The sequence below is a fragment of the Rhodococcus sp. AC861 genome, assembly GCF_979256035.1.
Genome location: NZ_CEEDMW010000009.1, coordinates 65,921 through 84,701 on the forward strand (window position 1 = coordinate 65,921; position 18,781 = coordinate 84,701).

At 67.8% G+C, this 18,781-nt stretch carries 29 protein-coding genes; 17 read left to right on the forward strand and 12 right to left on the reverse strand.

The genetic code is table 11. From position 1 onward, the window contains the following. Positions 1 to 39: 39 nt before the first annotated feature. The 7 genes from AC0IX4_RS22635 to AC0IX4_RS22665 all read left to right on the forward strand — a co-directional run bounded on the left by AC0IX4_RS22635 (position 40) and on the right by AC0IX4_RS22665 (position 6,790). A complete protein-coding gene (locus tag AC0IX4_RS22635; protein ID WP_471831287.1) occupies positions 40 to 882 on the forward strand; it encodes an SDR family oxidoreductase in 843 nt (280 codons plus the stop codon). Positions 883 to 1,828: 946 nt separating this feature from the next. Next, positions 1,829 to 2,761 (forward strand): ArdC-like ssDNA-binding domain-containing protein, encoded by a 933-nt coding sequence (locus AC0IX4_RS22640; RefSeq protein ID WP_471831289.1) that lies wholly within the window; start codon positions 1,829 to 1,831, stop codon positions 2,759 to 2,761. 430 nt (positions 2,762 to 3,191) lie between these two features. Next, positions 3,192 to 3,713 (forward strand): hypothetical protein, encoded by a 522-nt coding sequence (locus AC0IX4_RS22645; RefSeq protein WP_471831290.1) that lies wholly within the window; start codon positions 3,192 to 3,194, stop codon positions 3,711 to 3,713. Positions 3,714 to 3,788: 75 nt separating this feature from the next. Next, complete coding sequence (locus AC0IX4_RS22650) at positions 3,789 to 4,118, forward strand: hypothetical protein (protein WP_471831292.1); 330 nt, start codon at positions 3,789 to 3,791, stop codon at positions 4,116 to 4,118. Then, a complete protein-coding gene (locus AC0IX4_RS22655) occupies positions 4,115 to 4,279 on the forward strand; it encodes a hypothetical protein (RefSeq protein WP_471831294.1) in 165 nt (54 codons plus the stop codon). The genes AC0IX4_RS22650 and AC0IX4_RS22655 overlap by 4 nt, the downstream gene beginning before the upstream one ends. A 461-nt stretch (positions 4,280 to 4,740) precedes the next feature. Beyond that, positions 4,741 to 4,998: a hypothetical protein gene (locus AC0IX4_RS22660; protein ID WP_471831296.1), complete on the forward strand. Its 258-nt coding sequence runs from the start codon at positions 4,741 to 4,743 to the stop codon at positions 4,996 to 4,998. 136 nt (positions 4,999 to 5,134) lie between these two features. After that, positions 5,135 to 6,790, forward strand: a complete 1,656-nt coding sequence (locus AC0IX4_RS22665; RefSeq protein ID WP_471831298.1) for a ParB/RepB/Spo0J family partition protein — start codon at positions 5,135 to 5,137, stop codon at positions 6,788 to 6,790. A 247-nt stretch (positions 6,791 to 7,037) separates the two neighbouring features. Here AC0IX4_RS22665 and AC0IX4_RS22670 read toward each other — a convergent pair whose 3' ends face one another. Beyond that, the gene (locus AC0IX4_RS22670) at positions 7,038 to 7,421 is read right to left on the reverse strand and encodes a hypothetical protein (RefSeq protein ID WP_471831299.1); all 384 of its coding nucleotides are present in this window, start codon (positions 7,419 to 7,421) and stop codon (positions 7,038 to 7,040) included. A gap of 112 nt (positions 7,422 to 7,533) precedes the next feature. On the opposite strand from AC0IX4_RS22670, the gene AC0IX4_RS22675 reads away from it, so the two are divergent. Further along, positions 7,534 to 7,917 carry a winged helix-turn-helix transcriptional regulator gene (locus AC0IX4_RS22675; protein WP_471831300.1) on the forward strand — a complete coding sequence of 128 codons (384 nt, stop codon included), beginning with the start codon at positions 7,534 to 7,536 and terminating at the stop codon, positions 7,915 to 7,917. Between the two features lie 32 nt (positions 7,918 to 7,949). On the opposite strand, the gene AC0IX4_RS22680 is transcribed toward AC0IX4_RS22675, so the two are convergent. Further along, positions 7,950 to 8,324, reverse strand: a complete 375-nt coding sequence (locus AC0IX4_RS22680) for a histone-like nucleoid-structuring protein Lsr2 (protein WP_471831301.1) — start codon at positions 8,322 to 8,324, stop codon at positions 7,950 to 7,952. Positions 8,325 to 8,487: 163 nt separating this feature from the next. On the opposite strand from AC0IX4_RS22680, the gene AC0IX4_RS22685 reads away from it, so the two are divergent. Next, on the forward strand, positions 8,488 to 8,703 hold the full coding sequence (locus AC0IX4_RS22685; protein WP_471831302.1) for a hypothetical protein: 216 nt from the start codon (positions 8,488 to 8,490) through the stop codon (positions 8,701 to 8,703). On the opposite strand, the gene AC0IX4_RS22690 is transcribed toward AC0IX4_RS22685, so the two are convergent. After that, complete coding sequence (locus AC0IX4_RS22690) at positions 8,694 to 9,068, reverse strand: VOC family protein (RefSeq protein ID WP_471831303.1); 375 nt, start codon at positions 9,066 to 9,068, stop codon at positions 8,694 to 8,696. The two genes, AC0IX4_RS22685 and AC0IX4_RS22690, sit on opposite strands and share 10 nt — an antisense overlap. Positions 9,069 to 9,416: 348 nt before the next feature. Between AC0IX4_RS22690 and AC0IX4_RS22695 the strand changes: the two genes are divergently transcribed. Continuing rightward, positions 9,417 to 9,704, forward strand: coding sequence for a hypothetical protein (locus tag AC0IX4_RS22695; protein ID WP_471831305.1), 288 nt, complete (start codon positions 9,417 to 9,419; stop codon positions 9,702 to 9,704). A gap of 64 nt (positions 9,705 to 9,768) precedes the next feature. After that, positions 9,769 to 9,945, forward strand: coding sequence for a hypothetical protein (locus AC0IX4_RS22700; protein ID WP_471831306.1), 177 nt, complete (start codon positions 9,769 to 9,771; stop codon positions 9,943 to 9,945). A 58-nt stretch (positions 9,946 to 10,003) separates the two neighbouring features. Here the strand turns inward: AC0IX4_RS22700 and AC0IX4_RS22705 are convergent, their stop codons facing one another. Then, positions 10,004 to 10,738, reverse strand: coding sequence for a RusA family crossover junction endodeoxyribonuclease (locus tag AC0IX4_RS22705; RefSeq protein WP_471831307.1), 735 nt, complete (start codon positions 10,736 to 10,738; stop codon positions 10,004 to 10,006). Between the two features lie 499 nt (positions 10,739 to 11,237). Here AC0IX4_RS22705 and AC0IX4_RS22710 point away from each other — a divergent pair, with 499 nt between their 5' ends. Both AC0IX4_RS22710 and AC0IX4_RS22715 read left to right on the forward strand, forming a co-directional pair. Next, a complete protein-coding gene (locus AC0IX4_RS22710; RefSeq protein ID WP_471831308.1) occupies positions 11,238 to 11,378 on the forward strand; it encodes a hypothetical protein in 141 nt (46 codons plus the stop codon). Positions 11,379 to 11,414: 36 nt separating this feature from the next. Beyond that, positions 11,415 to 12,371 carry a DUF4192 family protein gene (locus AC0IX4_RS22715; RefSeq protein ID WP_471831309.1) on the forward strand — a complete coding sequence of 319 codons (957 nt, stop codon included), beginning with the start codon at positions 11,415 to 11,417 and terminating at the stop codon, positions 12,369 to 12,371. A gap of 150 nt (positions 12,372 to 12,521) precedes the next feature. Here the strand turns inward: AC0IX4_RS22715 and AC0IX4_RS22720 are convergent, their stop codons facing one another. Next, positions 12,522 to 12,701: a hypothetical protein gene (locus AC0IX4_RS22720; protein WP_471831310.1), complete on the reverse strand. Its 180-nt coding sequence runs from the start codon at positions 12,699 to 12,701 to the stop codon at positions 12,522 to 12,524. 234 nt (positions 12,702 to 12,935) lie between these two features. Between AC0IX4_RS22720 and nrdH the strand changes: the two genes are divergently transcribed. From nrdH to AC0IX4_RS22740, 4 genes are all read left to right on the forward strand, one after another. After that, positions 12,936 to 13,178: a glutaredoxin-like protein NrdH gene (gene nrdH, locus AC0IX4_RS22725; protein ID WP_471831312.1), complete on the forward strand. Its 243-nt coding sequence runs from the start codon at positions 12,936 to 12,938 to the stop codon at positions 13,176 to 13,178. A gap of 42 nt (positions 13,179 to 13,220) precedes the next feature. Beyond that, on the forward strand, positions 13,221 to 13,370 hold the full coding sequence (locus tag AC0IX4_RS22730) for a hypothetical protein (RefSeq protein WP_471831314.1): 150 nt from the start codon (positions 13,221 to 13,223) through the stop codon (positions 13,368 to 13,370). 16 nt (positions 13,371 to 13,386) lie between these two features. Beyond that, entirely contained in the window at positions 13,387 to 13,980 is a 594-nt protein-coding gene (locus AC0IX4_RS22735) for a DnaB-like helicase N-terminal domain-containing protein (RefSeq protein WP_471831315.1), read from the forward strand. 106 nt (positions 13,981 to 14,086) lie between these two features. Then, the gene (locus AC0IX4_RS22740; protein ID WP_471831316.1) at positions 14,087 to 14,425 is read left to right on the forward strand and encodes a hypothetical protein; all 339 of its coding nucleotides are present in this window, start codon (positions 14,087 to 14,089) and stop codon (positions 14,423 to 14,425) included. Positions 14,426 to 14,631: 206 nt separating this feature from the next. On the opposite strand, the gene AC0IX4_RS22745 is transcribed toward AC0IX4_RS22740, so the two are convergent. From AC0IX4_RS22745 to AC0IX4_RS22775, 7 genes are all read right to left on the reverse strand, one after another. After that, positions 14,632 to 15,201: a thermonuclease family protein gene (locus tag AC0IX4_RS22745; protein ID WP_471831317.1), complete on the reverse strand. Its 570-nt coding sequence runs from the start codon at positions 15,199 to 15,201 to the stop codon at positions 14,632 to 14,634. Further along, a complete protein-coding gene (locus tag AC0IX4_RS22750) occupies positions 15,198 to 16,190 on the reverse strand; it encodes a hypothetical protein (RefSeq protein WP_471831319.1) in 993 nt (330 codons plus the stop codon). Before AC0IX4_RS22750 ends, AC0IX4_RS22745 begins: the two co-directional genes overlap by 4 nt. After that, entirely contained in the window at positions 16,187 to 16,564 is a 378-nt protein-coding gene (locus tag AC0IX4_RS22755) for a hypothetical protein (RefSeq protein WP_471831320.1), read from the reverse strand. Before AC0IX4_RS22755 ends, AC0IX4_RS22750 begins: the two co-directional genes overlap by 4 nt. A gap of 188 nt (positions 16,565 to 16,752) precedes the next feature. Beyond that, on the reverse strand, positions 16,753 to 17,028 hold the full coding sequence (locus tag AC0IX4_RS22760; RefSeq protein ID WP_471831321.1) for a hypothetical protein: 276 nt from the start codon (positions 17,026 to 17,028) through the stop codon (positions 16,753 to 16,755). A 110-nt stretch (positions 17,029 to 17,138) separates the two neighbouring features. Continuing rightward, a complete protein-coding gene (locus AC0IX4_RS22765; RefSeq protein ID WP_471831323.1) occupies positions 17,139 to 17,507 on the reverse strand; it encodes a hypothetical protein in 369 nt (122 codons plus the stop codon). A gap of 52 nt (positions 17,508 to 17,559) precedes the next feature. After that, complete coding sequence (locus AC0IX4_RS22770) at positions 17,560 to 18,177, reverse strand: HNH endonuclease (protein WP_471831325.1); 618 nt, start codon at positions 18,175 to 18,177, stop codon at positions 17,560 to 17,562. Between the two features lie 17 nt (positions 18,178 to 18,194). Further along, complete coding sequence (locus tag AC0IX4_RS22775; protein WP_471831327.1) at positions 18,195 to 18,563, reverse strand: hypothetical protein; 369 nt, start codon at positions 18,561 to 18,563, stop codon at positions 18,195 to 18,197. Positions 18,564 to 18,781: the final 218 nt, after the last annotated feature.

Below are 18,781 nucleotides of genomic sequence, written 5' to 3' on the forward strand. Positions count from 1 at the left end.
ACTTGATGTAACCACTGCATCGCATGCACTAATAGGTTCATGACTTACATCGTTCACGGCGCCACAGGCGCTCAGGGTTCCCCAGTTCTCGCCGCGCTCACCGCAGCCGGCCACTCCGCGATCGCCGCGGTCCGCGACACCTCGTCCGTCGAGGGCCCCGCGGTGGCAGTCGACTACACCTCGGTCGACTCGCTGGTCGACGCCTATTCTGGCGCGGACGGCGTGTTCGTGCACATCCCCATCGGCCCCCTCGATGTCCAGATGGCCGCGGCCCGCGCTGTCGCCGAGGCGGTCCGGCGTGCCCGGCCTGCCCGAGTCGTGTTCTCCACCAGTGGATCCACCATCGACGACTCCACCCCGCCGACGTCGGCTCCCAACATCCTCGCCCGCGAGCTAGCCGACAGCGGAGTGTCCCACGCCGTGATCGAGCCCCGCGTGTTCCTCGAGAACTTCCTGCTCCCCATATCCCTCGGTCCGGTACGCGACGACGGCGTCCTCATGTACCCGATCCGGAACGACTACGCCGTGTCCTGGAGCTCACACCTCGACATCGCCGACGTCGCCGTTCGTCTCCTCACCGACCACACCGTCACCGGCGTCGTGTCGGTCGGAGCGCTGCCCGGCCTCGTTGGTGCCGACATCGCCGCAGGATTCGCTGCTTACCTCGACCGGCCCGTGACCTTCCGCGCCATCACCCCCGATCACTACGGCGAACTGATCACCCCACTATTCGGCGCAGGAGCCGCCGGGCCCGTCGTCGAGTCCTACCACCACCGACACACGCTGCCCGGTGAGGTCATCACCCCGGACAGATCCGCACAGGAACTACTGGGCATCACACCGCGCAGCGTGCAGCAGTGGCTCGCAGATTCGAACATCTGACGGAAACCCCGTGAACAGAACCGGCAGCAGGTGCGTCGACCTCGACGCCACCGGGTCCACCCGAAGCGGTCGCTACACCGAAAATCGACGCCGCGGCGGCCGGCCTTATATGGGCGATTACGTGGATGCGGCCGGGCGGCGCGCACACCCGTATAGATAGCCCGGTGACTCGCCCAATCCGAGAAAGCCTCTGACGTCAGCTGCATGATGGCGGTCATGCGCATCCGAGCCATCTCCGGCCCACCGCTGACCCATGACCACGACACCGAACAGGCGGCCCGACGGGTCGCCGCGTTGACGGCGACCACGCGGCGACCCGTCGCAGCTTCCCTCTTTTGACCCCGGCGCCCGCCGCCAGGCGGACCCGAGGTGCGAGGTGTGAAGTAGGGCTACATCGTGCCGACCGGGCGGATCGGCGTATCTGCATGTCACGGACATAGTCAGAGCACTCCTGCGAGCGCACCGACACCTCCTGCACACACCAGGGAGCCGGCTGCACGAGTGGTACCAGAGCACATCACTGGCCGGTGCTGCCGCGGCCGACGACGCCGCAGACCGCAGCTCCCGCACAATCACCGACCGGTGTGCCGGGTGGGAGGTGGAAGCCCAGGGGAGTAGCCGCAGTTCTCGGTCGCAGGCCCGGTCGTGACCGTCCGGGTGTGGGCCACCCTGCGGGCGTCCACCGATCGGAACTCCGCTGCGCTCCATCCTGCGGAAGGGCGTTGTTCTTTCGACCATCTGGCTTCTCCGATACTGCGGCACTCGCGGCCTCGACCACCAACATCCGACCTCCGCTGCGCTCCGGCCCCTACGGGGTCCGACAACTTTCCAGAACGCCTCCGGCTCGAAATTTCCCGGCTCGAATGCTGGCGCCGGCCACTTGCACCGCCTTCTCTCCCCACGCCAGATGACGGCGAAAGAACACTGGAGAAGGGGACCGATCACCATGACCACGCGCCGCGCAGCCCGCACCAGCACCAAGTCCGCCGAGGAGAAGGCCCAGGCCCGCCGAGAGTTGGCCGAGCGCCTGCACGCCTCGATCACCGACCAGGTTGCCGCGCTGGTGGATTCGGACGCCTGGCGCGCTTACCTCGACCACATGGCCGCGTTCCACTCGTACTCGTTCAACAACGTCATGCTGATCCTCGCGCAGCGGCCGACGGCGACGCAGGTTGCCGGATTCCGGGCGTGGCAGTCCCAAGGGCAGCAGGTCCGCAAGGGTGAGAAAGCGATCCGCATCTACGGCTACAGCAGCCGCACCGCCGTCGTGACCGACCAGGCCACCGGTGACGAGACCACCCGCAAGGTCCCCACCTTCCCGATCATATCCGTGTTCGCTCACGACCAGACCGACCCCGTCGACGGCCACCCCCAGGTGGAGCAGATCGCCCACCGGCTCACCGGCGACGACCCCGCCGCCATCTACGACCGTGTCCACGCCCTCATGACCGCACGCGGGTGGACCGTCACCCGCGACCTCATCGACGGGGAGACCAACGGGTACACCACCGTCGACGGGTCCCGCCGTATCGTCGTCGACGCCCGCCTCGCACCCGCGCAGGCAGCGAAGACGATGATCCACGAAGCAGCCCACGCCCTCATGCACACCGCCGACACTGTTCCCGCCGACGACCGGCGCGGCCTGCACCGAGGCCGGATGGAGGTCGAAGCCGAATCCGTCGCCTACGTCCTCGCCGGGATCCTCGGACTCGACACCGCCGCCTACAGCGTCGGCTATGTCGCCGGATGGGCCGACGGCAACCTCGACACCGTCACCGACACCGTCCGCGCCTTCCTCGCCACCGTCCACGAACTCGCCGACGCCCTCGACCCCCAGACGGACAGCGACACCGGCAGCGGCGACACCGCCGCCGCCTGACCGGCATGACGGGCCCGCATCATCAGGGGTGCGGGCCCACTGTCGTGTCCGTGGCCGCTGTCGTACCGCCGACGCCGGGTGTCGCTCCCGGTCGGCTCGGCGCCCTGCGGTGACGGTGTGGTGGCCGGCCGCCGGCCGGGCGTGGGCCACCCTGCGGGCGTCCTCCGATCGGAACTGCGCTGCGCTCCGTCCTGTGAAAAGCGTTGTTCTTTCGACACATCTGGCTACTCCGATGCTGCGGCACTCCCGGCCTCGACCACCAACACCCTTTCCTCCGCTGCGCTCCGGCCCCTGCGGGGGCCGAAAACTTCTCAGAGCCCTACGGTGAGAACTTCCCGGCTCGGATGCTGGTGCCGGCCACTCGCACCGCCTCCTCTACGCCACGCCAGATGACGGCGAAAGAACATCTACGAGGCAGGGGTCGAAACGTATGGACGTACAGCAGGCCATCGAGGGCTACATCACCAACCGAGACGAGTTCCTGCTGGCCGACGACCGCGAGGATGACCTCACGGTGCGAATCGAGTGGGCCATCGCCACCGACGACGCGCGCCGCTGTGCGAGCGAACTCGGAGCGACCGACGCCGACTTCGCACACACAGAACTCGCCAATGTCCCCGAAGAACCGGACAACCCCCATACCCAGCAGCCGGGATACACGTCGTATCGCGCACTCGACACCCTCGCCGACCAATACGCCGCCCACTGCGGCCTGCGTGCACGGGCGCGAGCAGAGGGCCGCGACGCCGACGAGAACCGATGGTCCGCCGCCGCCGACGCGGACCTGCGGATCGCCTCCGCGCTCGGAGCCGACAAGGACTTCTTCATCCTCGCCGACGATCGGGCGGCGCGCGCCGAGGATTTCGACGGGAGCGCCCCATGCCGATCCTGCGGTTGCAAGTACTACGACTGCGACGGACGCGACGAACCGGCCGAACTCGACATCATGTGACAAGACCCCCGCGTCGCTCAGCGGCGCGGGGGGCGACGAATCCCGTTGTATCCCAACCGGAAGGACACCTCGCTCATGCCCGCACAGTCCTGGGTGACCCTGATCGTCGGCGTCCTCGCCGTCGTCGGGGTCGCCCTGACCGTCCGTCAACGCACCATCGCCGACAAACGCGCCCAAGCCTGGCAACGCATCACCTGGTGTCTGGAACGCACCCTCAGCAAGGACGACGACGAGGCGGCACTCGGGTGGAGGATCTACGGCACGGTCACCGATTCCCCGCTCATCACCAAGACCGAGGAAGAGGTACTTCTCGCCGTCATCGCAGATGCCGCCACCATCGCACTGGCGCAACCGGCGGAGACCGAGGACACTGGCAACCAGAACGAACAGGAGGACCCGCGATGACCACCACCGAACGACGCACCAGCGCACCGGCCCGACCCAAGGTCGCGATCGCCGCAGCCAAGGCGTACGTGACGATGGCCGAACGCAGCGGACACGACGTCCCCCACTGGCTCCGCGAGACCGCCGCAGGCCGACCGACCCAACCACCGGCGACCCCCTGACCGCAGCGCCACACCAGCCGCAGACAAGGCCCGTACCCCACAGGGGTGCGGGCCTTTTTCATGTCCGCAAGCGGCGCGGATGCGAGCGTCGCTGCCGTTCCGTTCTGCGGCCGCCGGTCGAGGTGCGGTGGCCGGCCGCGGGCCGGGCGTAGCCCACCCTGCGGGCGTGCCCTGATCGGAACTCCGCTGCGCTCCGCCCTGTGGAAAAGCATTCGTTCTTTCGACACATCTGGCTACTCCGATACTGCGTCACCCGTGCCCGTCTTACCAACACCCGACCTCCGCTGCGCTCCGGCCCCTGCGGGGTCCGAAAACTTCTCAGAACGCCTCCGGCTGAGAACTTTTCGGATCAGGTGCAGGACGCCGTTCCCGTGCACCGCCTCCTCTGCGCCACGCCAGATGACGGCGAAAGAACGTGGCAGGGCAGAAGGCCAGGTCACCGGAATCGAGGGAGCGCACCGATGAGCATCACCACCAGTTTTCAGACCGCAACGATGGGCGCAGTGGGGGAGGCGGTGCTGACCATCCGCACCCACGCGTTGCGACAGGTCACCGCCTACACCGCACGCGCACAGCGAGCAGCGGTCGATCCCGGGGCATCCACCGAGGTCGCGCACCGCGAACGCGCCGCCTACTGGGCGTGCACCGCACGCGAAGCCGGAGCCACCGAGCAGGACATCACCGCCGCCGAGAACGCCGCACCCCGGGTGAACCGGTGACCGTCGCCGCGAGGAGCCGGGGACCACCGAATCGGGGACCACACCACCCGACCAGCACCACCAGAACAGAAAAACACCGGACAGCTCGAATCTGCCCGGTGTCTCACCACAAACCTTATCAGGGAGAGACACCATCATGACCGCAACCATCGACAACCCCACCACCGCAATCGAACCCGCCACCGAGCGCACCGCCCCCGGTGCGCTGGGCACGGAGTTCGCCCAGGTCGACCCCGCCGTTCTCGACGTCGCCGACAACGTCCGCGACAGCGTCGACCTCGACCAGTCACCGGAGTTCGTTGCTTCGATCCGCGAGCACGGAGTCCTGCACCCGATCCTCGCCGTGCGACGGGAGGACGGTTCTCTCGCCGTCATCGACGGCCAGCGGCGCACCCTCGCCGCGATCACCACCGACACCCCGGTTGTCCCGGTGCTCATCCGCACACAGGACGGCGATCAGGTCGCCGCCGACACCACCCGCATCGTGGAGCAGATCGTCTCCAATGACCAGCGCACGGGCCTCACCGACGGCCAGCGCGCCGCCGGTGTCGCCCAGTTGCTCGACCTCGGCGTGTCCGTCAAAGAGGTCGCCCAAGCCCTCTCGGTCACCCAGAAGGCCGCGAAGGTCGCCGGGAGGGTCGGCGGCTCCGACGCCGCCCGGGCGGCGCTGGACAGCGGGCAACTCGACCTCGAGCAGGCGTCGATCATCGCCGCGTTCGAGAAGATGGACGACGCCGACGCGGTGGCACAGCTCCTCGACGCCGCCGAGCATCGCCCGTACAACTTCCCGCACCTGGCGCGCAGGTTGACCGAGGACCGCAAGAACGCGCGCGACCGGGCCAAAGCGCTGGTGCCGCACGGAGAGGCCGGTCACCCGGTGCTCACCGTCGATCCCGAATCGGGTGAGGACGTGTGGCACTACGCCGGGGAGATCCGCACTGCCGATGGGGAGCCGGTCGACCCGACCGAAAATCCTGACAGTTGGTCGGTGTGGGCCGACCGTGTCGAGGCGTGGGTCGACGTCGAGACCGGCGAGCAGGTCGAGGAGGACACCGTCGACTGGGACGCCGAAGGCCCCGACGACGCCCCCGCCGAAGGCAAGCGGCACCCGAAAACCGTTGTCGAGGGGTGGGTGTGGGAGCCGTCGTACTGGATCACCCCCGAGGACGCCGAGCAGCACGGCTACCAGGTGCCGCAGACCATCGCCCTGCCCACCGGGAACGCCAGTCGGGGAGGGGCGGTGCTTTCCAGCGACGCCCTCGCCGCACAGCACGCCGAAGCCGACCGGGCCGAGCGTCGCCGGGTGAAGGCCCTCAATGCCGCAGGTCTCGCCGAGACCACGATGCGCCGCGAACACATCAAGGCGCTCCTGACGCGCAAGACCGCGCCGAAGGGCAGCGCCGGATGGGTCGCCGCGACCCTCTCCGGGTCGCCCGATCTGCTCACCGAAGGCAAGGCCGGGGAGGTGCTGCGCGAGGTGGTGCCCGGTGCCGACCCGCTTACCGGGATTGCGGACATGATCGACAAGGCCACCGACGCCCGCGCCCAGGTGCTCACCCTGGCGCTCGTCCTGGCCGCACTCGAGGCCCGTATGGCCGGGTCCGACAAGTCGTGGTGGCGAGCCAGCCCGCAGACCCGCTGGACCCGCGACGGACTCCCCCGAGGAGCCGCCCGGTACCTGGCGTTCCTGACCGAGCACGGCTACACCACCGGCCCCGTCGAGAAGATCGTCACCGGCGAGAACACCGCCGACGCCGCCTACACCGAAGTCACCGCCACCAGCGGCAAGTGACCCGGTAGCCGGTGCGGGTGTTCCCACAACCAGGGGCACCCGCACCGGCCCACGATGGGTGCCCGGCCTCGGACCGAGGGGGACCGAGGGGGACCGAGGCCGAGCGAATTTCACCGTAAGCGCAGGTCGGGAACGGTACCCGACTCGGGTGAGGGGGACACCCCCTCACACTCCCCCCCGCCGCGCCAGAGTGCGACTACCCGCCTGGCGAACGCGGCACACCCACACACCAGGCGCACTGGGCGGCTCAGGCGTCGGGTGCGGACTTCGCCAGTGACCCCGACAACAGCACTGCGGCCGCAATCGTGAACGGGACCGTCGACACCATGCCCGTCGCGGCGAGCACCGCCGCCGCGAACCACACCGGAACAGCGACCAGCAACAGACCCACCGGAGCAAACCTCCTGTGCTCCTGGAAGGTCAGGCCCACACGCACCTGCGCCACGACCATCGCGACCGCTGTCGTCACACCCGCCGCCGCAGCACCGACAGTGGCCGGCGCCCCGCCAACGCCGCCGACGGCCCACAACACCGTGACGGCTGTGCAGGCCACCGACACCAGCACGACGTCGAACCGCTCGACGAGATGGCGAGTCGGCACTTCAACAGCACGACGACGATCAGTACTCATGCCTACTGACTAGTGCATACCGGTCATCATGGGTAGTACGTACATTTCTGACCCTATGGACGACACTGTCCACCTACGAGGTCAGCGGCACCGAGTCGAGGAGCGTCACCACATGGAACCCGTCCGCGAATCCGTCCGACGTGCTCACCAGGTGTGCCCCATCGAGGTGAGCGTCGCAGTGCTCGGCGGCTCCTGGAAGATGACCATCGTCAAGAACCTGCTCGACGGTCCGATGCGGTACGGCGCACTCGGCCGAGCCGTCGGACCCGTCACCCCGCGCGTGCTCACACGCCAACTCCGCGAACTCGAAACGGACGGCATCGTCAAGCGCACCGCGTATCCCGAAGTGCCGCCCCGCGTCGAATACTCGCTCACCCGACAGGGCCAGGCGCTGGAACCGTTCGTCGCTGCCTTGAACACCTGGGGCGCCCAGTACGCAGCCGAAGTCCTACTTCCCCGTCAGCACCCGATTACGGAACCATTCGAGGAGAACTGACAGCAGCTCGCGCCGCACGTCAGGGCGGGCGGTCAGTGAGCGGCGTCGAACGCCTCGATGACCGCCGCCGGGATCCGGCCCCGAGCACTGACCTCGTACCCATTGCTGTTGGCCCACTCCCGGATCGCCCGAGTCTGCTCCGGATCGCGCTTCGCAGTCTTCTTCGCAGCGGCAGCCGCAGCCTCTCTGACAGCCGCCGAATGCGAACCCCGCTTACGACCACCGACCTTCGCCGCGTGCTCGATATAGAAGCCGAGCGTCTTCCGGAACTCCTTCGCGTTCTTGTCCTTCAGGTCGATCGCGTAGTCGACGCCGTCGACGGAAAACTCGATCGACTCCCCGGTGCCGTCGGCGATGACGCTCCCGTCGACGTCATCGGTCAGCTCGACGATCAATTTCTTGGCCACGGTGCGATCTACCCATCTTTCCTCGGTGGAATGGTCGACAATGCCTGCTCACCGTCCCACAACCGCAGCCCTCGACCACCGGGCAATGTCGGCGTGTCGACGGTATGTCGATAGAAGTACGGCCGGCGGGAACCGCCGGACCGCCCTCTGCGTCCAACCCGTCATGGACTCCGACGAACGCGCAGCCCTCATCCTCGACGGACACGACCCCGACGACCCCGCACTCCTGGCTGCGCACGCCCACGTGACCGACGTCCTCCGGGCATACCGGCACCTCGCCACCGACCCGGGACCGCTTCGCGACTGGTACCGCACCACCGCCCTCACGAGGCTTCCCGACAGAACCGGTCTGGAGTCGACCTATCAGGTTCAGAGGTAGGGCTCGGTGATGAGTTCCAGATAGTGGCCAGCGGGGTCGAGGAAGTAGACGCCGCGTCCACCGTGCTCGGTGTTGGTCTCTCGGGGTCGTTGTCGTTGCGGGTCGGCCCAGTAGTCGAGTTCGTGATGTCGGACGTATTCGAGCGCTCGTCCGAAGTGGTCTTCGGGAACAAGGAACGCGTAGTGCTGGGGCGGGAAATCGACCGCTGGGGCTGCGAACTGCAGCAGCACTCCTCCGTCGATCGTGAGGTTTGTGAATGGGCCCCAAGAGGGCGCTTCCTCGGCTTCCAAGACGTGTCGATAGAAGCGGGCAGACTCTTTCGGGTCGAGCGCAGCGATGATGGTGTGGTTGAACCGTGCAGTCATATCTCTCCATAGATGTGCAAGGGGGTCGGGCGCTGAACTGCCGTCGACCGGTGGTGCACGAGAGGAGACTGCGGTGCGGGCGTGTAGCGGCCCGCAAGGATTCACTGCGTGTCCGGGAAGCCTTCCCGTGAACGGCGCAGCGCCAGCCCGGTTGTCATGCCAGCAAATTAGCACGAAGAACGAGCGGAGCCGCGGAAAATCGATTCGCGGTCTGGATACTCAGGATAGAACACGTGTTCGATTCTTGGTAGCCTGTGGGCGCGGGGCTGAGTGGCGGTCGAACCTACGGTTCGACCCGGGAAGCACTCGGCCCCGCATCACCACCACCGAACAACCGGGGGATCGGCCATGGCCCGCGTCGACTGGGCAGAACACGCTCGCCGGCTGCGAGAACACGCCGCCGCCGACGCCGAACGGCGCACCTCCGACACCGGCGAAGCCCACAAACCCGACCCCGCCGTCCTACGCATCGCCAGCTCCTGCGACGCCGCCACCTACTGCCCCGACCGGCCCAACCCCCGCCTCGAAAAACAGGTCGCGGCCGCACTCGGCACCCGGCCGGCGGCCAGTCCCCACACCGGGAACTTCGACCTCAGCAGCAGCACCGGCCACCGACCGAACACCCCACGGGACTGACCGCGCACCGAGGCCGGCCTCACGGACAACACTCTGTCGGTACCCGGCGATACGATCACCGGCTGTGCACACAGGCGACCGCGTCAAACTCCACACCAACGGCGTCACCATCTTCGAGATCACCGAACTCGACGACACCCACGCCCACCTCACCCCCACAGACACCACAGCACCCGGCGCCTACCCCTTCCGCATCCTCCGCGCCGGCCTCGTCCCCGCAGCGGACACCGAAGGGCAATGAGCTCGCTCCGCTCGCACAGCATTCTCCGCAGGGCGCTACGCGCCCCGCTCATTCGCGCCTAATCGACCCTCTCGCCGGGGGCTCGCCCCTCCGACACTCGCCACGCTTCCATATCGGCCTGCCACGAATCGCGGGAAACAAGCTCGTAACCAGACTCAGCCACCCTTGACTTAAAGAATCCCTCCGCTATTGGGCCATGCATCATTCTGAAAGCATGGACGTCCTCTCCGCTCGCATCGGCTCCGTAGATAGATTTGGCAATTCCGCTTACCGTCGACAGGCTCCTGTCAATTCCCGACAGGAGCATGTACTTATGTTCTTCTTTCTTTTGGTTTGGTAAAGGATAGAACAAGTTATCCGCGAGTTCATACATTCGCAACGGTTCACGCATTATGCGCAGGATGGAATCAGAAACCTGTAGCCGCATTGAACGGGGCCTTGGACCTGTCTCTTTGGGCAACCAGCGGACGGTCAGGGACTGGATCTGACTGTCATCAACAAGTAAACCATGAGGGCCTTTGATGCAATCATTCAAACCCTTAACGAAGTTGTCGAGATCAGCGATTCTATCGGATGTCTGACGTTCGTACTCGCTTAGATATAGAGTCCAAAAGACATTCACTTCTCCGACAAATGTCATCCAAGAATGTGGTAGTAGCTCAGCTCTAAAATCCCTCGCAAAATCACGAAACCGTTTATTCCCGTGCTTGACCGGTTCTGTGAACAGGTCAATGTCGATTTCCCCGAACGGCGGCAACTCACGCACATCCGACTGCTGTGATTCATCGGTCATGACGAAGAGTGTAAGAACCAACCGCGCTGACCACGCCGCAAAGCGCTACCGCGGCCCGCGGAACGTGGCCCGGTTCCGTCGCTCCCGCACAGCCGGCCATCGGCGTGTCCGGGTGGAAGGTGGCCACCCGGGGGAGTGGTCGACGGTTCCTGAGCGCAGGCCGGCCGCGAACGGCCGGGCGCAGGCCACCCTGACGGGCGTCCACCTGAACGGAGCTCCGCTGCGCTCCGCACCTGTGAAAAGCGTTGTTCTTTCGGCACATCTGGCTACTCCGATGCTGCGGCACTCCCTCCCTTACCGCCAACACCCGACCTCCGCTGCGCTCCGGCCCCTGCGGGGTCCGAAAAATTCCCAGAACGCCTCCGGCTGAGAACTTTCCGCCTCGAATGCTGGCGCCGGTCACTCGCACCGCCTCCTCTTCGCCACGCCAGATGACGGCGAAAGAACGTGGTGAGGGACAAGGACCGAGCCACACGAGTCCCGAAGGGAAGCACCAGTCATGCGCGCACAGCACCCGTCCACCGCAGACGAGATCGACATCCTCGTCCACAAGCAGGGCGCACCGAAGATCCGCCGCACCGTCAAACGAGCCAGCGCCCGCCACGACCGCCGTAACGCACGCCGCGCACTCCGATCCTGACCGTCCCCCAGCCACACCACCCGAAAGGTTCACCTCATGACGCAACCCCGCATCACCCTCACCAGCGCAGCCCAGGTCATCGCCGCCATCCCCGCATCGCTGCGGCACGTCCCCACCGAGTCCATCGTCGTGCTCGCGTTCACCGGCAAGATCCTCACCTTCGCCGCCCGGTTCGACCGCGTCGACGTCGTCACCCAGGCGCACAAGATGACCGACGTCCTGCGTCGCCACGGCATCGAGTCGGTCGTCATCGTCACCATCGCAGAACGCCCCGGCAAGAAAGCGGCCGCCGTCGAGAACCTGGTCATCGCCGGAATCCTTGCCACCGCCGTCGACGTGATCGGCACCTACTGGGTCCCCACCCTCGCCGGACCGGCCACCGCGCAGGACCTCGACACCCTCGCCACGTTCGACGTCGACCCCATCGCATCCGAACTGGCCGCCAGCACCGTCGAAGCCGGAACGGTCATCGAGGGCAGCCGCACCGCGATCGGGGACCGCTACGCCCACGACATTCAGGTTCACCCGCCCGAGCACGCCGACGCCGCGCAGGTGCTCGAAGACCTGGCCGCAGTCGTCTACGCCGACGAGCTGCCCGACAGTGGCCTCATCGCCCGCACCGCCGCCGTCATCACCGCACTGCCCGTCCGTGACGCGATGTTCCGGCTCCCGCTCTACGGCAGCGCATCCGCGCACACCGTCATGGCCACCATCGCCCGCCGCACCCGAGGAGAAGCCCGCGTCCAGGCCCTCAGCATCGCCGGGTGGCTCTGCCACCGCGCCGGAGACGGAGCGGCCGCGAACATCGCCTACGACGCGGCAGAAGACGAAGCGACCAGCGCGGGCATCGCCACCCCGTCAATGCTTTGCCTACTCCGTCAGGCACTCGACGTCGCCATGAGCCCCGCCGAGATCCGGACCCTTGACGTGGACGCCGAGACGGTCCGCGCCACCACCGGGGCGCACCTGCCCGGGGCACCCGACCGGGAGTAGAGCACGGGCCGGGCGGCTCCCGCAGCCAGCGGGGGACGCCCGGCCACCGGCGGGGGGTAGCCGGCGATCGGGCATCGAGCCCTCACACCGACCTCGACGCACCCACCACCGAGGGAACACCCGCCACCAGACCGGGGCCGGCCACCGCGATCACAGGTCGGGCATGTCCTCCGGCACCCACACCACATCCACAGAGCCGGGGGCAGCGGTACGGGGCAGCGTCTCCTCCACCGGCACTCCCGAGACCATCGCCTCGACCGCCAGATCCGACGGCGCGCACCGATCCAACGCCATCGCCACCAATTCCGACTCCACACGCGAATACGTCATCACGCGATCCTAGACTGTCGCCGCGAACACACCCCGCCAGCGACAAGAAGCGCACAATGCAAAAACGCGCCGAGACGGGATTGAATGACATTTACGGGCAAGGCGATATGTGTTGCAGCGCAACGGATAAAACGTGTTCAACCGTTACCGAATTAATACCGTCCAGCAGTGGCAATAAACCCGTACGTGAAATAGAATAGAACCACTCCACCGAATAGTCGAAAGGCGCGAGCCATGTCCGGAATCACCGTCTACACCAAGCCCAACTGTCAGCAGTGCCGGGCGACGTTCCGGGCACTCGACAAGGCCGGCCTCGACTACACCCCCGTCGACATCAGCGTCGACACCGACGCCCGCGACTACGTGATGGCCCTCGGCTACCTCGCCGCACCCGTCGTCGTCGTCGACGCCGACACCCACTGGTCCGGACACCGCGAGACCCGCCTCGCCGAGCTCGTCGCCGCGTCCGCAGCCTGACCCACCCACGAAGCCCACCACCGACCCGAAGGAGAACCCGCCATGGCACACCTCGCGTTCGACTACCAGCCCGACCACGACTTCATCGCCGCCCAGATCGAAGCGGACCTCGCCGCCGAGACCACCAGTGCCGTCGTCATCCCCGGCCCCTGGGTAACTCACCCGGCCGCCGACTCCACTATCGCCCGGTAAGGCCAGGGCACACGTCATGAGCGCACTACGGGCAGTCCCCGAACCCGAGCAGAACCCGGCAACCGTCGACGCGGTCCTCGACCTCGCACCCGACACCGGGGCCATCGACGATCCCGCCGAGTCGGCCGGCCTGGACCCGCGGACCGACCCGGAATCGTTGACCCTCTGCGCGCTCATGTGGAACACCGACACCACCGCCGCCGCCCGCGTCACCGCCGCGCTGGTGCCGGCCGACTTCAGTGAGCCCGCCTACGCGGAACTGTTCACCGTCATCTCCGACCTCGTCACCACCGGACAACCGCACGACCCCGCCTCCGTCGCCGCCGTCCTGCACAGGGCCGGGGGAGGGCCGAAGGACGCACCGCTGCGCCGAGCGTTGGCGGACGTCGTCACCGCAGATGCTCCCGCCGTGTCCGCGGTGCACTACGCCGACATCGTGCTCTCCCAGTCCTACCGCCGCAGCTTTCACATCACCGGGCAGCGACTCATCCAGGCCGCCGAGCAAGGACCCGAGGACGAGCTGTTCGACTACATGGTCGAACTCGGCACCGCCCAGCGAGCAGCGTGGAAACGGCTCAACACCTTCCGAGCCGACCGGGTTGACGCGTGATTCACGACGCCCGCCGTGACTGACACGGCCCGGCGGGAGTGTCGGTACCGCCCGGCACCATCAACGCCAACGCGACGGAACCACACCAGACATAAAGGATGACCCCATGAGCATCATTGGAATCGCATTCTCCGCCGGCCTGATGCTGGCAGCGGTTGCCGTGCCGGTGGCTGTTGCCCGCACGTCGAAGCCCGGACTGGCGCAGCGCGGCCGACTCGCGATCGGCCTCCACCTGGCCGTGCCGGTCATCGTGATCGTGAGCATGTTCGCTGTCCTGGTGGCAATGCAGGTCCCCGCTCCCGCACTGGCGGCAATCGCACTGCTCAGCGCAGGCGCCGGTGCTCTCACCGTCGTACTGGTCCGGCGGCGCACTGGCACACAGGAGGTCGACACGTTCCTCGAACAGATCGCGGCCGACGACCGAACCGACCGTGGGATTCGATGACCGGAACCCCACTCACCCCGGCGGCGGAAGAGCCAGCCGACTACGACGACTGTCGCAGTGGGCAGAGAACGCGATGACACCGCACCGGGGCTCCACGACCGCCTTATACGGTGAGGGCGCCGCCGCTGTCGGCCGCGCACTGATCGACCGGGTCGACGGACGGCAGTCGCGGCCCTGAACCGGCAGCCGCGACTCCCGTCCATCACTCACCCCCCGTTGCAGGGCGGTCCCCACAGACCGACACCCGCTGCCTGTGCGCGGTTCTCGGCGTCGTTGATCTCCACCGCGGCGGTGGGAGGGTTACCCCGGTCGTAGACGTACGAGCGAGCGGTGCCCGCCTCGGCGGCTGCGACCGAGTAGTCCCGCCCGTCGGGGAGGACCAGGTACCGCAGGAGCCGCCCGTAGTCGTCGACCTCGTCCTGACTCGGATCGGTGACCATCCCGACCTGTCGCCCGTCGAGCAACGATCTCGCGTAGTCGGTCGCTTCCGGTCCCCAGCATTGCACCGGCGTCTCCGGTCGCTTTGTCTCCGGGGTGTCGATACCGATGACCCGAACCCGCGCTGTCCCGCCCGTGGCGGTGGCGACGTCGACGGTGTCCCCGTCGACGACGTTCGTCACCGTCACCGCTTCACTGACACCGACATACTCCGACCACCCACGGGCAGGCGCCTCCGGCGACACCGAGAAGTCCGCCGGTGGTTGGTGGCACCCGGACGCGACCGCGCACACCGACAGCGCGGCGACCACCGCGCCGACGCGGCGCCGCTGGGTCACGACGCCACCTGCTCGTCGGTGCTGGTCTGTTCGTGCACGCGGTCCCGGTAGCCGCGGTGGGCGGCATGTTCGGCGGTGACGAACGCCTCGACGTCGACACCTCCGTCCGGTGATCGGTGCGGGAACGTATCGGGGATGTACCCGCACCCCGGTAGCGGGGTGACGGCGAACGCGTGGTCGTAGATCGGTTCGAGATCCCCGTCGTCGAAGAACTCCGTCTCCTCCGTCGACACGACCACCGGCACCGACTCCCGCAGCCCCAGCCGCCGAGCCTTCTCCGTCGCCGCAGCGGTCCACGCGGTGACGTAGGCGTCGGTGTCGGCGGCGTACAGCTTGTCGACGGCGACCAGCTCCGCACCCAATTCGGTCACCACCGAGGACGGCAGATCGGCGGGGCGCATCGCCGCCCGGATGTTCGTCCGGTCCCGCTGCCACAGCTCGCGGATCCCGTAGTCGGAGAGCTGTTGGTCAAGGGTCTCGAGGTAGAGCACCACCGGCTCGGACCGTTTCGCCAACGGCAACTGCGGATCGGTCCCGAACGCCGCCAATGCCGCGACGTGCTGCGCCGACTCCGACGGTCGCGACGCCGCCAGCAAGGTGTCGGCGCCGCCGACGTTCGCCGCCGCCGACGCCGCAGCAAGCTCCAATACCGCGGCCACGTCCACGCTGCGAGTCTGCGCGGTGCGGGTCAGAACCGAGGAGATGGCGTGCGCGGCCTGGTCGGGGTGGTCGAGATCGGCGAGCACCGAGTCGGTGGAGCCGACGATGTTGCGGGTCGGTCGTACCGACCCGTCGCCGTCAACGGTGACGAGTTGGATCATCACGTCGTCGACCCCGCGGGCGGGGAGAGTGCGCATCTGGTGGGCGATGAACTCGTGTGCGCCGGCGTCGTCGACGAACACCCCGTGCGCCAACGGTGTGCGTCCGGGTTCCCCGGCCGGGGTGCGCCGCCACACCGTGGCCTCAACAGTCGTGGTCGCGGCGCTCATACGCTCGCCTGCTCGTCGGCGGCCGCGCCGTCGCTAGGTGCGGTGTCGACCGGTGTCGACACCGCAGGAGTTGTCGCCTTGCTGCGCCGGGCGGTGGTGCGGCGGCCGGACCGGCGTGGTGCGGTCGGGGTGGGGAGGCCGGCAGCTTTGAGCTCGGCGGCGGTCCATCCGGCGGCGAGGGCGTCGCGGTACGCCTTCTCGAACGCGGTGTCCGCGGTCGCGGCGGCGTCGCGTGCGTCGGCGACCGCGGAGTGCGCGGCGGCGGCTTCGGTGGCGGCGTCGAACAGCGTCTCGACGAACCGGGTGCGGGTGTCGATCGCCTCGCGGGCGCGAGCGAGGACAGCGGACTTGTCAAGCGTGGTGATGGCAGACATGAGGGCCTTCCGAGATGGGAGCGTCGACCGGCACACGCAACCAACCGCACACGACTGATGAAGCTGTCGTGCGGTGGTGGTGCCGGTGGTGATGGACGCTCGACCGTGACCCTCATCGACGGTCGAACACGGACGACTCTAAATCATGCGTCCGACATGTGCACGGCCGAGCCGCGCGCATGTCGGGGTCAGTAGTAGCGGCGCGGGTAGACCCCACGGCTGCCGTTGCCGACCGACCCGCTGACCAACGCCAACGGAATCATGAACGCGAACACCACAGCGACGAGCGCGAACACTGCGGCGCCCGCAACGATCGCGGCGATGACGGCACCGACGACGGCGACGGTGCCGAGCCAGATGATCGCGCCGGCAACCCACGCGAGCGGGCCGGTGCGGTGTTCGGCGACATACTTGATCCCGAGGATGACCAGTCCGCCGCCGACCAAGGCGAGTGGTGTGAGCATGTGAGTCCTCCCGGTCGGGGAGTGCACCACTCGGTGCGGCGCACGCGTTGTGTGACCCGGTTCTTACCGGACAGGTCCGACACGCGCAGAGTGCCGTCGGCTGAGGTGCGTCAGGGTCGCTGGTTGTCGACGAGGCGGGCGGCATCGCCGAGGCCGAGCCCGGGGTGCATCTCGCGTAACCGCTTGACCGCCGCGACCCGGCTGGTGATGTCGGCGATGGCGACAGTGACGTCACTGTCGGGGACGGTCTCGGTACGGACCGGGTCACGCGCGATGGGAACGAATCGACGACGCACGAGTGCGTATCCGTAGACGGTGACCGCGGTCGTCCAGATGACGACGAGGGCAACTGTCCACAGGGTCGGGTCCTCGACCATGTCGCCGATGGTGCCCGGTCCGAGAACGACAAGGGCGCTCAACATGACGATGCCTGCCCGCCTATGGGCAGTGTCGTTGTCGTACCACTTCGGTGCGGCCATGTGCGGTGTCTCCTGGTGTCGCGGTGGCGTCGGTGACGCGAGTGACGGGGCGTCAGAACAGTGTCGGCGCGGCGATGTTGTCGGCGGCGGTTCCGGTCAGGGCGGCGCGTAGTCGGACCGGGTCGTACCCACCGCACAGCGCGTCCCGGATGGCGAGTGCGCGCCCGTACCGTCCGCGCGGGTCCGCGTAGGCGGGGGTCGGTCCGAGGTGCCGGCCGGTGGCGACGGCGAAGGCGAGGTTGCCCGCTTGGGTGCCGAGCTTGAGATGCCCGTCGCCGACACGAACGCACAACGTCTCGTTGCACTCGTGTTCCCCGACGCCGTCGGGGCCGAGGTCCCCGTGGACGAGGATCAGCGCGAACCGGTGCGCACCGATGGTGCGCTGGACACCGCCGTCGAGAAAGTTGATGCGCCCGTACCCGTCCGGGTTCGACACCGCCCCGACGAAGAAGTGACACCCCGGAGTGATGACCACTTTGGAGCGGAACCGCTCGATCGTCGCCGACGACGGGGGAGCAGCCAGCGGGGTACCGCGGTGAGAGCTGCGCGCCGGCGGCGCGGCGACACCGGCGAAGCCGGGCAGGAGCAGTTGACCGTCGACCGGGGGCAGACCGGGCAGGGCGAGTTGACCGGGCACCGGGTCGTGCAACGCCGGGTCTTGGGGAGGCATTTGCACCCGCAGTGGTGCTAGACCGCCGACTCGGACGAGTCGGGAGCGTCGGCGGTGTGCGGGACAAGATTCGTGGTCGACGTCGCCGCGGCGTCGTCGTCGGGCGCCGGGTCCGGCGCGATGAGCACGGCGAGCAGCGTGCGCGCTTCGCCGAGTGTGAGGCCGGCCAGGGCGGCGGCCGCAGTGAGCGTTCCCTCCCGCTGACGGATGGCGGCGAGGGCGACGGCCTGGCGGCGGCGGGCAGCGTCGATCTCTTCGGCTGCGGTGAAGAACTCGGTGAGCGAGTCCATGTTCGCCTTGTCGCGTTCGGCGCGGGCGGCGAGGACTTTGCGTTGCGCGTCGCGGGCGCGGGTGCGCGCGGCAACGCGGGCCGAGGTGGACGCCATGCCGGCCACCCTAGCCGCAATCGCCACTTGCCCGCCGATTCCTAACACAAACCCCCACCCGTGTCGACGTTCCGCTCCGCTGTCGACCCCGAACCCCCCATTCCTCCTCCGTCGTCACCCAGCACCTCGTCCCTCGCCTCAATCGAACTCCACACACCATTTGCTCTTGCAGAGAGCCTGCGGCACTATCGGACTGTGCATCTCCGGTCGCTCGACCC